The sequence below is a fragment of the Iamia sp. SCSIO 61187 genome (assembly GCF_019443745.1).
In the GTDB taxonomy this organism is placed as follows: domain Bacteria; phylum Actinomycetota; class Acidimicrobiia; order Acidimicrobiales; family Iamiaceae; genus Iamia.
The window spans coordinates 2,179,133-2,190,998 of record NZ_CP050948.1 but is presented as its reverse complement, the minus strand read 5'-3'; the positions used below and the strand labels follow the sequence as shown (position 1 = coordinate 2,190,998).

Genomic DNA, 11,866 nt, shown 5'->3' with positions numbered 1-11,866 from the left:
CTAGACCTGCGAGCCGGACAGGGTCAGCTCGATCGAGAAGACCACGCCCTGGCACTCGTCCTCGGCCGAGACGTCCAGGCTCACCACGTCGGCGACGGTCAGGGTGGCGGTGGTGGCCTCGGCGGCGACGTCGAGCTCCAGGCCGGTGGCGTCGTCCACGGTGACCAGCGACGCCGGGCAGCCCGCTTCGTCGCTCGAGGTGACCGTGCCGGCATCGGCGCTGGTGAAGGTGATCGGGTACGGGTTGTCGTTGTCCAGCGTGAAGGTCAGGTCGCCGTCGGTGAAGCCGGGGTAGAGGTCGGCGGTGCCGGTGGCGGCGGCGACGGTCACGGTCTCGGCCGTGCGGGCCTCGGCCTGGCCGCCGCCGGTGGCGTCGGAGGACCACAGGGCGGCGGCGACGCCGATGCTGAGACCGACGAAGACGGCGACGGCCGAGACGACCATCGTGCGGGTGGGTCGGGGGGCTCGTGGGGTTCGGGTGTGAGGGGTGCGCATGGTGCTGCTCCTTGGTGCGACGTCCGGGCGACGATGTCCGTCGTCCCGTGGGCCCCCCGATCGGGTGACCGGCGCGCCGCGACAGGGTTGTGTCGTGCAACAGGCCAAAAGACCCACGCTGACCGGCGAGAAGCTCGACGCACAGCGATGACCCGACCACACACAGGGGTTTCGGGGCGGGCGGACGGGGGCGCCGGGCCGGACGAGGGGCGATGCCCGGGCCACCTGGCACCATGGACCGGTGCCCCCCTTCCAGCCCTTCGCCGGCATCCGCTACCGCGCCGACCTCGACCCGGCCGCCGTCACCGCCCCGCCCTACGACGTCATCGACGACGAGGACCGCGCCGCCCTGGTCGCCCGGTCCGACCGCAACGCCGTGCACTTCGACCTGCCGCTCGAGTCCGACGGGGTCGACCGCTACGTCCACGCTGCCGAGGTGTTCGCCGGCTGGCAGGCCGACGGCACGCTCGTCACCGACCCCGAGCCCAGCTACACCGTGTACCGGATGACCTTCGTCGACGATCACGGCCGCCCGGCGCGCACCCTCGGGGTCATCGGCGCCCTGGAGCTGTCCCGGCCCGACGAGGGCCAGATCCTCCCCCACGAGCACACCACCAAGAAGGCCAAGACCGACCGCCTCGACCTGATGCGGGCGACGTGCGCCAACCTCTCCCCCGTCTGGATGCTGAGCCTGGCTGCCGGGCTCACCGCCCTGATCGAGCCGAGCGGGGCCCCCGACGCCGAGTGGACCGACGACGACGGCGTGGGCCACGCCGTCTGGCGGATCACCGACCCCGACCGCCTGGCGGCCGTCTCCGAGCTGGTCGGATCCCAGCCCGTCGTCGTGGCCGACGGGCACCACCGCTACGAGACCTCCCTGACCCACCGCGACGAGCGGCGCGCCGCGGCCGGACCGGACGCCGAGCTGGCCAGCGACGCCTTCATGTGCCTCGTCGTCGAGCTGAGCGAGGACGAGCTCCACGTCCGCCCCATCCACCGCCTCGTCGACGGGGTCGACGCCGACGCCCTCGTGGCCATCCTCGCCGAGCGTGGCTTCACCCCGGTCGGCGACCCCCTCGACGGGGACGCCGTCGCCGGCGGCCGGGTCCTGTCCGCCATGGCCGAGACGGGGGCCGTCGCCGTGGTCGACGCCCAGGGCGGAGCCCGCCTCCTCCGGCCCCGGCCCGACGCCTTCGCCGGGGTCGCCGACCTCGACAGCGCCCGGGTCGGTCACGCCCTCGACGGCGTCGGCGCCGTGGCGGTGCGGTTCCAGCACGGCGTCGACCACGTCCAGGCCGCCATCACCAAGGGCGACGCCGGGGCCGGGATCCTCCTGCGGCCGGCGACGGTGGCCCAGATCGAGGCCAACGCCCACGCCGGCGAGCGGATGCCGGCCAAGACGACCTTCTTCCACCCCAAGCCCCGCACCGGGGTGGTGTTCCGGGCCTGTTAGCGAGGCGTTGCGACGGAGGGGGTCTGACCCCTTCCGTCGTTCAGACGTCCCAGGTGGGGCGGCTGCGGAGGAGGGCGGCCAGGTCGCCGGGCTTCTTGGCCCGAGCGGCGTCGATCTGGCGGTCGGTCTCGGCCGCGTAGTCGGGGGCCTCGACCGCCCGGAAGACGCCGATGGGCGTGGGCTCGTGGGGCCCGGTGGCCAGCCGGCTGAGCATGAACGCCAGCCCCGGGTCCTGGCGGGCCTCGTCGTGGACGAGGAGGGCGTCCTCGCCCACGTCGGCCACCTCGACGATGCGGGCCCCCGCCTGGCCGTCGAGGACGACGCCGCGCTCGGCGTCGGCCCCGAAGCGGATCGGCTCGCCGTGGCGGAGCGGGATGAGCATCGACTCGCGGTTGGCCCGGGCGGTGATGGCGCCGAAGGCCCCGTCGTTGAAGACGTTGCAGTTCTGGTACACCTCGACCAGGGCCGAGCCCCGGTGGTCGTGGGCCCGCCGGATCGTCTCCATCATGTGGGCCCGGTCCATGTCGTGGGTGCGGGCCACGAAGGTGGCCTCGGCCCCGAGGGCCAGGCTGACCGGGTTGAAGGGGGCGTCGAGGCTGCCGAACGGGGTCGACTTGGTGACCTTCCCCCGCTCGCTGGTGGGCGAGTACTGGCCCTTGGTGAGCCCGTAGATCTGGTTGTTGAACAGCAGGATGGTGATGTTGACGTTGCGGCGCAGGGCGTGGATCAGGTGGTTGCCGCCGATCGACAGGGCGTCGCCGTCCCCGGTGACGACCCACACGTCGAGGTCGGGGCGGGCCATCGCCAGCCCGGTGGCGAAGGCCGGGGCCCGGCCGTGGATCGTGTGCATCCCGTAGGTGTCCATGTAGTACGGGAAGCGGGCCGCGCACCCGATGCCGGACAGGAACACGGTGTCTTCGCGCCGCACCCCGAGCTGGGGCATCAGCATCTGGACGGCCTTGAGGATGGAGTAGTCGCCGCACCCCGGGCACCAGCGGGGCTCCTGGTCGCTGGACCAGTCCTTGGCGGTCGTGGTCGGGGCGTCGACGGGGGTCTCGGTGACTGCCATTACTGGCCCAGCTCCTTGGCGATGGCGGCCTCGATCTCGGCGGCCGTGAACGGCACGCCCTTGACCTTGGTGACGGACCGGGCGTCGACCAGGTACTCGGCCCGGATCAGCCGGCTCAGCTGGCCCAGGTTCATCTCCGGCACCACCACGTGCTGGTGCCGGGCGAGCAGCGCACCCAGGTCGGGGGGGAACGGGTTGAGGTGGGTGATGTGGGCGTGGGCGACCTTCATGCCCCGGGCCCGGCACCGGTTGACCCCGCCGTCGATGGCGCCCCACGTGGAGCCCCAGCCGAGGACGAGCACGTCGGCGTCGTCGACGTCGCCGGTGACGGGCGTGGGCGGGATGTCACGGGCGATGCCGGCGACCCGGGCCGCCCGCAGCTCGACCATGTGCTCGTGGTTGGCGGGTTCGTAGCTGATGTTGCCCGAGCCGTCCTCCTTCTCGAGCCCGCCGATGCGGTGCTCGAGCCCCGGCGTCCCGGGGACGGCCCAGGGCCGGGCCAGGGTGTCGGGGTCGCGCAGGTAGGGCCAGAACACGGCGTCGCCGTCGTCGCCGGTGTGGTTGGTCTCGGTGGCGAAGGGGACGGCGATCTCGGGCAGGTCCTCCACCGCGGGCAGCCGCCACGGCTCGGACCCGTTGGCCAGGTAGCCGTCGGACAGGAGGATCACCGGGGTCCGGTACTTGAGGGCGATCCGAGCCGCCTCGATGGCCACCGCGAAGCAGTCGGACGGGCTCTTGGCCGCCACGATCGGCACCGGGGACTCGCCATGGCGCCCGTACATGGCCTGCATCAGGTCCGACGCCTCGGTCTTGGTCGGCAGGCCGGTCGAGGGGCCGCCCCGCTGGATGTCGATCACCAGGAGCGGCAGCTCGAGGCTGACGGCGAGGCCCAGGGCCTCGCCCTTGAGGGCCAGGCCGGGCCCGCTGGTGGTGGTGACGCCGAGGTGGCCGCCGAAGGCGGCGCCGATGGCCGAGCTGATGCCGGCGATCTCGTCCTCGGCCTGGAGGGTGCGGATCCCGAACTCCTTGTGCCGGCTGAGCTCGTGGAGGATGTCCGAGGCCGGCGTGATCGGGTAGCTGCCCAGGAAGATCGGGAGCCCGGACAGCTGGCTGGCGGCGATGAGCCCCCACGCCAGGGCCGAGTTGCCGGTGATGTTGGTGTAGGTGCCGGCGGCCAGAGCCGCCGGCTTCACCCGGTACGGGTGGTCGAACAGCTCGGCCGTCTCGCCGAAGGCGTGCCCGGCGCGGAGGGCGGCCAGGTTGGCGTCGCGGACGTTCTCCTTGGTCGCGAACTTGGTCTCGACCCAGCGGACGGTGGGGTCGAGCGGCCGGGTGTACATCCACGACAGCAGCCCCAGGGCGAAGAAGTTCTTTGAGCGCTCGGCGTCGCGGGGCTTGACCCCGAGGGGCTGGACCGCCTCCTTGGTGAGGCTCGTCATCGGCACCTCGTACACCGTGTAGCCGTCGAGGCTGCCGTCGCCCAGCGGGTCGGCCCGGTAGCCGGCCTTGGTGAGGTTGCGCTCGTCGAAGGCGTCGGTGTTGACGATGAGGGTCCCGCCCGGCTCGAGCCGGGTGAGCTCCTTGCGGAGGGCGGCGGGGTTCATGACGACCAGGACGTCGGGGCTGTCGCCCGGCGTGGTGATCTCGTGGTCGGAGATCTGGACCTGGAAGGCGCTGACCCCGGCGAGGGTCCCGGCCGGGGCCCGGATCTCGGCCGGGAAGTCGGGCAGCGTGGCCAGGTCGTTCCCGAACACGGCGCTGGCGTCGGTGAAGCGGTCGCCGGTCAGCTGCATCCCGTCACCGGAGTCGCCGGCGACGCGGATGATCACGCGGTCCAGCGCCACGGGCTCGGCGTTGGGTCCTGGCTCGGTCTCGGTGGCGGTCACGTGTGCCCCCTGTGGCGTCGACGCTGACAGCCCGGTCACCGTACCGTCGCGCGGGGGGACCTGCGACGGATGTCACGTGAACCGGTTCACGTAGCCTCACGGGATGCCTCTGTTCTCGGTCGGGTCCCCCATCGGCAGGGCGACGCAGAAGGTCGCCGGCAGCCCGGCCTTCGCCAAGGTCGCGCCCCACGTCGTGCCGCCGGTCGACAGGGTGCTCCACCGACTGACCGGGGGGAGGGTGCTGCTCTCGCGCGGCCTGCTCCCCGGCCTGGTGCTCACCACGACCGGCCGCCGGAGCGGGCTCCCCCGGACCACGCCCCTGATGTGCGTGCCCGAACCCGAGGGCACGTTCCTCGTCGTGGGGTCGAACTTCGGGCGCGACACCCACCCGGCGTGGACGGGCAACCTGCTCGCCGCGCCGGCGGCGTCGATCAGCTACGGCCGCAGGGACGTCCCGGTCACGGCCGAGCTCCTCGAGGGCGGGGCACGCGACGACGCCTGGGCCCGGGCCCTGCGGGTGTGGCCGACCTTCGACGCCTACCAGGGCCGGGTCGACCGCCAGCTGCGGGTCTTCCGCCTCCACCCGCGCCGCTGACGGACGACGAGGTGCCGGGCCCGTCGTGGTCCGCACCCGGCGGCCCGACGACGTTCGGCCGACCCGAGGCCGGGCGCGAGACGACCCGATCGCCGGGGGGGAGGGGCGATCGGGTCGTCCGATCGATCGCACCCGGAGGTGCGGTCGAGGGGGTCCGGCGGGGGCCGGACGATCAGGGCCGGGTCAGCGCAACCCGAGCTGGCTGGAGCAGGACGGCCAGGCGCCCCAGCCCTGCGAGGCGAGGACCCGCTGGGCCACCGCGATCTGGGCCTCACGGCTGTTCTCGTGGGGCATGCCCGAGCCGCCGAAGCCCTGCCAGGTCTGCAGGCTGAACTGCAGCCCGCCGTAGTAGCCGTTGCCGGTGTTGATGGACCAGTTCCCGCCCGACTCGCACTGGGCGAGGGCGTCCCACTGGCCACCGCCGCCCGAGGGGGCGGGGGCGGACTGGGGCGCGGGAGCGGGCTCGGCGACCTCGGCCGCCTCGGCCGCCTCCGCTGCCTCGGCGGCCTCCGCAGCCTCCGCCTCGGCGGCCGCCTGGCGCTCGGCGTTGGCCCGGACGGCCTCGTTCCACGTGACCGTGTCGAGGACCAGCTTGATCCGAGCCTGGCGGTCGGCCTCGACCCAGGTCCAGACGGCCACGTTGCGGCGGTGCTCGGCGGCGCGGGTGTAGCGCGCCTCGAGGGCCTCGGCCCGGATCACGTCCTCGGGGGACGGGGCGAGGTCATCGGCGTCGGCGTCGACCTGGGCCGCGATGGTCGCGTCGCTCCGGGTCGAGGTGTCGGCCCGCATGACGTCGGCCGCCGCCGGCGCCAGAGCGGTGGCCGTGGCCAGCAGGCCCACGGCGGTGGCGCCGAGGGCGAGCCGCCCCCGGTGGAGGCGGCGGGCGCTCTTGGGCGCCTCGGGACTCGGAGGGCGCTCGGTCGAGCGCTCCTTGCGGGATGCGTCCATGGGGGGGACGGCTCCTTGTGGGATCGGGGTTCGGACGCCGCCTCGTGCCTTCGTGAAGGCGATCACGAGGATCGGCGACGGTCGAGTGTGGCCCCGTTTCGTCCCTTTCGTAACCTTTTCGCAACGTGCTTTGGGTCACGCCTCCATGGAAGGCCTGGTCAGAGCGTCATTGTCGTCACTCGATCGCAATGTTGCGACGGCCGATCCCGGACCGGGTGGCCCGCGTCCCCGGGACCGTCAGCCCCGATCCCACCGTCCGCGGCGGACCACGGCGTCGAGCCGGGGCCGCGCCCGGGAGGCCGAGCGACCGGGCCGATCCGGGGCCGGGTGGCCGAGGGCGACGGTCCCGACGGCGCGCCACCCGGCCGGCACGGCGTGGGCCGCGAGCACCGCCTCCTCGTGGGCGAACAGGCCGAAGAGGCACGCCCCCAGCCCGGCGTCGACGACGGCCAGCAGCAGGTTCTGGACGACCGCCCCACCGTCGACCCACCAGTAGGGCACGGCCCAGGCGTCGGGCCCCTCCCCCAGCCCGGTCCTGGCCTTGTCGGCCTCGGCGTAGCGGGCCACGTAGGCCCCCGGGTCCACCAGCACCACGACCAGGACGGGGGCGACCAGCAGGCCCGGCCAGGCGAACCCGTCTCGGCGCTCGGGGGCCAGGGTCAGGTCCCAGTAGCCGGCGACGGCCTCGGGCGTGTCGAGGACGAGGAAGCGGACGGCCTGGGTGTTGCCGGCCGACGGGGCCCGCCGGGCGGCGTCGAGCAGGGCGTCGACGGTGGCCGGCGCGATCGGTTGGGGCGCGTCGGGGTCGGGGCCGAAGGCCCGGACCATGCGGCGGCGACGGCGCGCCTCGGACAGCTCCACGAGAGGTGGGGCGACGGACCGGCGCGGACGCCGGCGGCCGGGCTAGAGCAGCTTGACCAGGTCGTCGGCCAGGGCCCAGCCGAAGCCGACCAGGGCGTCGCCCTCGTCCTCGTCGATGTCGTCGAAGAGGGCGACCACGTCGGCGGGGATGGACTCGGGCTTGGCGCTGTCGTGGTCGAAGACGAGGGCGGGGATCTCGCCGCCCTTGACCTTGAAGGCCCGCTCGTCGTAGGCGCCGCTGGGCACGCCGAAGCGCTTGGCCAGGCGCTTGCCCCAGGCCCGCTCCTCGCCGGTGGCGACGTAGTCGGGGCGGGGGACGATGTCGGTGAGGGCCCGGAAGGCCTCGAACCCCGAGGCGTTGGCCAGCCGGGTGCCGACGAGGACGTCCTCGTCGGGGAAGGCCAGCACGGCCCGGCGCAGCTGGTCGGTCATCATCTGGCGGAGCACGGTGTCGCGCTTGGCGGTGCGCTTGATCGAGGCCAGACCGATGAGGACGCTCGGCGTGCCACCGATCCGCTCGAGCGTGCAGAACGAGAAGCCCTTGATGCGCCCGTTGTCGCGGGCGAGGGTGACGAGCACCCAGTCCTCGACGAGCTTCGAGAGCAGGCCGGCCTCGTACGGCCGCGGTCCCGCGGCGCAGAGGTCGGCCATCTCGGCCAGCTCGGCGTCGGAGAGAGCGGTGCAATCCTTGGTGTCGACCTCGATGGCCATGGCGTCGTTCGACCCCCGGGAGCGGGTGCAGTGGGCCTGACAAGTCCAGTCGCCCCAGCCTCCCAGCGCAAACCGAGCCCCTTCTCGGCCCCTCTCGGCCCCTTCTCGGCCGGGCCGGGCGCGCCGGCGCCGGGCGGCGGGGCGGGGGCCGGGCCCGGGGCCGCCCGGAGGGTGCGGTCAGACGCCGGCGAGGGCCCGCTCGGTGACGATGCACTCGGCGCCGAAGAGGGCCCGCAGCTCGCTCACCAGGCCGGCGCCGCGCTCGACCGACCACGCCGTCGGGAGCATCACCACCTGCTCGCCGACGTGGAGGTACACCTTCGAGTCGCCGGGGAACTTGACCAGGACGTCCTTGAGGTCCTTGACCTTGGCGTCGGACAGGACGTGGGGGGCGACCCGGACCCGGAGCGGCGGCGAGTCGGACAGGTCCTCGCACGGGCTGACCTCCATGGCGATCAGCTTGGGCTGGTCGTCGCGGGTGTCGAGCCGGGCCTTCATGGTGACGACGAGGTCGTCGGCCAGCAGGTGGCCGATGGTCTCGAACGTGCGGGGGAACACGGTGACCTCGAGGCTGGCCTCGAGGTCCTCGAGGACGAACACGGCCATGCGGTCGTTGGCCCGGGTGAACTTGTGCTGGAGGCTGGTGATGACGCCCCCGATGTTCACGACCCGCTCCCGCTCGCGCCCGTCGCGACCCCGGGTCACGGGTGGGGCGTCGACCACCTCGCCGGCCTCGACCGCCTCGGCCTGCTCGATGAGCTCGCGGATGGTGATCTCGGTGCGGCGCCGCAGGGCGTCCTCCAGACCCATGATCGGGTGGTCGGACACGTAGAGGCCGAGCATCTCCTTCTCGAAGCGGAGCTTGACGGTCTTGTCGAACTCGCGCTCGGGGATGGCGGGGCGGTCGTCGAACCCGCCGTCGCCGGCTCCCTCCGCCCCCCCGGAGAGCATGGTGTCGAACAGCGACATCACGCCCTGGTCCTCCTGGCGGCGCCGGGACACGGTCATGTCGATGATCGTCTCGTGGACGTCGAGGAGGCCCTGGCGGGGGTGGCCCATCGAGTCGAACCCGCCGGCCTTGATCAGCGACTCGATGGTGCGCTTGTTCAGCACGGCGAGCGGGACGCGGTCGCAGAAGTCGTAGAAGTCCGCGAACGGCCCGTTGGCGTCCCGCTCGGCGACGAGCTGGTCGACCAGGGCGGCGCCCACGTTCCGCACCGCGGACAGGCCGAAGGGGATGACCTCGGTGCCGTCGTCGAGCCGGGCCGGGCCGAAGTCCGCCTTCGACCGGTTGACGTCGGGCACGAGCACCGGGATCTTCGAGGTGCGGCACTCGTTGAGGTAGACCGCCGCCTTGTCGAGGTTGGTCTTGACGCTGGTCAGCAGGGCGGCCAGGTACTCGATGCGGTAGTTCGCCTTGAGGTAGGCGGTCTGGTACGAGACGAACCCGTAGCCGTAGGAGTGCGACTTGTTGAAGGCGTAGTCGGCGAAGTTCTCGATGATGCCGAACAGGTGGACGCCGAGGTCACGGCCGTAGCCGGTGGCCTCGCAGCCGTCGACGAACTTGTGCCGCTCGAGCTCCATCACCTCGCGCTTCTTCTTGCCGCACGCCTTGCGGAGGTTGTCGGCGTCGGCCAGCGAGTACCCGGCGAAGGTCTGGGCGACCCGCATCATCGCCTCCTGGTAGATCATCAGCCCGAAGGTGTCCTCGAGGATCTCCTTGGCGTCGGGGTGGAAGTACTCGACCTCCTTCCGCCCGTTCTTGATGTCGGCGTAGTCGTTGTGCATGTTCACGCCCATGGGACCCGGGCGGTACAGGGCCACGAGGGCGGCGATGTCCTCGAACGACGTCGGCGCCATGCGGCGGAGCAGCAGGCGGAGGCCGCCCCCCTCGAACTGGAACACACCGATCGAGTCGCCCCGGCGGAGCATGGCGTAGGTCGCCTCGTCCTCCAGCGGCGGATCGTCGATGTCGACGTCGATGCCCCGGAAGTCCTTGATGAGGGCCAGGGCGTCGGTGATGACGTCGAGGTTCCGCAGCCCGAGGAAGTCCATCTTGAGGAGCCCCAGCTCCTCGACGTTGTTCATCTCGTACTGGGTGACGACCGGCGCCTCCTCGAGCGTCTGCCCCGGCCCCGGCTTGCGCTGGATCGGCAGGTACTCGGTGAGGGGCTGGTCGGTGATCACCACGGCGGCGGCGTGGATGCCGTCCTGGCGGCGCAGGCCCTCGAGGCTCGTGGCCACGTCGACGACGCGGTGGACCTCGGGGTCCTCCTGATACATCTTCCGCAGCTCGGCGGCCCGCTGGTAGCCGTCGACGAACTTCTCGTGCTGCTCGAGGCAGGCGTAGAGCGGCGTGTCCCGCCCCATCACCAGCGGCGGCATGGCCTTGGCCACCTTGTCGCCGACGGCGTAGGGCAAGCCCAGCACCCGGGCCGCGTCGCGCACCGCGGCCCGGGCCTTGATGGTGGAGAAGGTGACGATCTGGGCGACGTGGTCGCGCCCGTAGCGCTCGGCCGCGTAGCGGATCATCTCGTCCCGGTACCGGGAGTCGAAGTCCATGTCGATGTCGGGCATCGAGATGCGGCTGGGGTTGAGGAAGCGCTCGAACAGCAGGTCGTACTTGATCGGGTCGATGTCGGTGATGCGCAGGCAGTACGCCACCGCGCAGCCGGCGGCGCTGCCCCGCCCGGGGCCGACCCGGATGTCCATGTCCCGGGCGTGCTTGATGAGGTCCCAGGTGATGAGGAAGTAGGCCGAGAACCCCATGTCGTCGATGACCTTGAGCTCGTAGGCGAGCCGTTCGACGACCTTGTCGGGCAGGTCGGCCCCCCACCGCTCCCGGGCCCCGGCGAAGGTGAGCTGCTTGAGGTAGTCGGTGTCCGACGCCACACCCTCCGGCAGCGGGAAGCTGGGGAGCTTGGAGTCGCCGAACTCGATCTCGACGTTGGCCCGCTCGGCCACCCACAGGGTGTTGTCGCAGGCGACCTCCAGGTCGCGGAAGAGGTACCGCATCTCGGCGGCCGACTTCAGGTAGTGGCCCTCGCCCTTGAACTTGAAGCGCTCGTGCTCGCTCTGGCTGATCAGGGCACCGGTCTGGACGCAGAGCAGGGCGTCGTGGCCCTCGGCGTCGGCGGCGTGGGTGTAGTGGCTGTCGTTGGTGGCGAGGAGGGGTGCGCCGATCCGCCTGGCGATCTCGACCAGCTGCGGGTTGGTGCGGTGCTGCTCGGGGATGCCGTGGTCCTGGAGCTCGACGAAGAGGTTGTCGCGCCCGAAGATCTCCTGGAGCCGGGCCGCCTTCTGGAGCGCCGAGGCGTGGTCCCCGGCCAGCAGCGACTGGAGGACGTGCCCGCCCAGGCACCCGGTGGTGGCGATGACGCCCTCGCTGTGGTCGGCGAGGGTCTCCCAGTCGACCTTGGGCTTGCGGTAGTAGCCCTCCATGAAGGCCCGCGACGCAAGCTGGATCAGGTTGCGGTAGCCGGTGTTGTCCTCGGCCAGCAGGGTCAGGTGGTAGTAGGCCTTCTTCCCGCCGTCGCCCTCGCCCCCGGTGTCGTCGACCTTGCCCCGCGTCTGGATCCGCTCGGACCGGTGCTCGTGGGCCATGTAGGCCTCGAACCCGAGGACCGGCGTGATCCCGTGGTCGCGGCACGCCTTGTAGAACGGCAAGACGCCGTACATGTTGCCGTGGTCGGTGATGCCCAGGGCCGGTTGGCCGTCGGCCGCGGCCGCCGCCACCACCTGGTCGATGCGCGAGGCCCCGTCGAGCATCGAGTACTCGGTGTGGGTGTGCAGGTGGGTGAACGAGTCGCCCACGGGGCCTCCTCGGGACCGGTGTCGCCTGGTCCACA

8 protein-coding genes and 1 pseudogene are annotated in these 11,866 nt (G+C 72.3%); 2 read left to right on the top strand and 7 right to left on the bottom strand.

Annotated elements, in window-relative coordinates:
- Nucleotides 1–495, bottom strand: a complete 495-nt coding sequence (locus HC251_RS10545) for a hypothetical protein (RefSeq protein ID WP_219945246.1) — start codon at nucleotides 493–495, stop codon at nucleotides 1–3.
- A 241-nt stretch (nucleotides 496–736) separates the two neighbouring features.
- Here HC251_RS10545 and HC251_RS10540 point away from each other — a divergent pair, with 241 nt between their 5' ends.
- The gene (locus HC251_RS10540) at nucleotides 737–1,948 is read left to right on the top strand and encodes a DUF1015 family protein (protein ID WP_219945245.1); all 1,212 of its coding nucleotides are present in this window, start codon (nucleotides 737–739) and stop codon (nucleotides 1,946–1,948) included.
- Nucleotides 1,949–1,988: 40 nt separating this feature from the next.
- Here HC251_RS10540 and HC251_RS10535 read toward each other — a convergent pair whose 3' ends face one another.
- Together HC251_RS10535 and HC251_RS10530 are read right to left on the bottom strand one after the other, a co-directional pair.
- Nucleotides 1,989–3,017 (bottom strand): 2-oxoacid:ferredoxin oxidoreductase subunit beta, encoded by a 1,029-nt coding sequence (locus HC251_RS10535; protein WP_219945244.1) that lies wholly within the window; start codon nucleotides 3,015–3,017, stop codon nucleotides 1,989–1,991.
- Nucleotides 3,017–4,942, bottom strand: coding sequence for a 2-oxoacid:acceptor oxidoreductase subunit alpha (locus HC251_RS10530; RefSeq protein WP_370651279.1), 1,926 nt, complete (start codon nucleotides 4,940–4,942; stop codon nucleotides 3,017–3,019). The genes HC251_RS10535 and HC251_RS10530 overlap by 1 nt, the downstream gene beginning before the upstream one ends.
- Nucleotides 4,943–5,006: 64 nt before the next feature.
- On the opposite strand from HC251_RS10530, the gene HC251_RS10525 reads away from it, so the two are divergent.
- Nucleotides 5,007–5,498 carry a nitroreductase family deazaflavin-dependent oxidoreductase gene (locus HC251_RS10525; RefSeq protein WP_219945243.1) on the top strand — a complete coding sequence of 164 codons (492 nt, stop codon included), beginning with the start codon at nucleotides 5,007–5,009 and terminating at the stop codon, nucleotides 5,496–5,498.
- Nucleotides 5,499–5,687: 189 nt separating this feature from the next.
- Here the strand turns inward: HC251_RS10525 and HC251_RS26215 are convergent.
- The 4 genes and pseudogenes from HC251_RS26215 to dnaE all read right to left on the bottom strand — a co-directional run.
- Nucleotides 5,688–5,912 (bottom strand): annotated as a pseudogene (locus HC251_RS26215) (transglycosylase family protein); the annotation flags it as partial.
- A gap of 771 nt (nucleotides 5,913–6,683) precedes the next feature.
- Nucleotides 6,684–7,307 carry a nitroreductase family protein gene (locus HC251_RS10515; RefSeq protein WP_219945242.1) on the bottom strand — a complete coding sequence of 208 codons (624 nt, stop codon included), beginning with the start codon at nucleotides 7,305–7,307 and terminating at the stop codon, nucleotides 6,684–6,686.
- 42 nt (nucleotides 7,308–7,349) lie between these two features.
- Nucleotides 7,350–8,018: a hypothetical protein gene (locus HC251_RS10510; protein ID WP_219945241.1), complete on the bottom strand. Its 669-nt coding sequence runs from the start codon at nucleotides 8,016–8,018 to the stop codon at nucleotides 7,350–7,352.
- Between the two features lie 177 nt (nucleotides 8,019–8,195).
- Entirely contained in the window at nucleotides 8,196–11,831 is a 3,636-nt protein-coding gene (gene dnaE / locus HC251_RS10505; RefSeq protein ID WP_219945240.1) for a DNA polymerase III subunit alpha, read from the bottom strand.
- Between the last annotated feature and the right edge of the window lie 35 nt (nucleotides 11,832–11,866).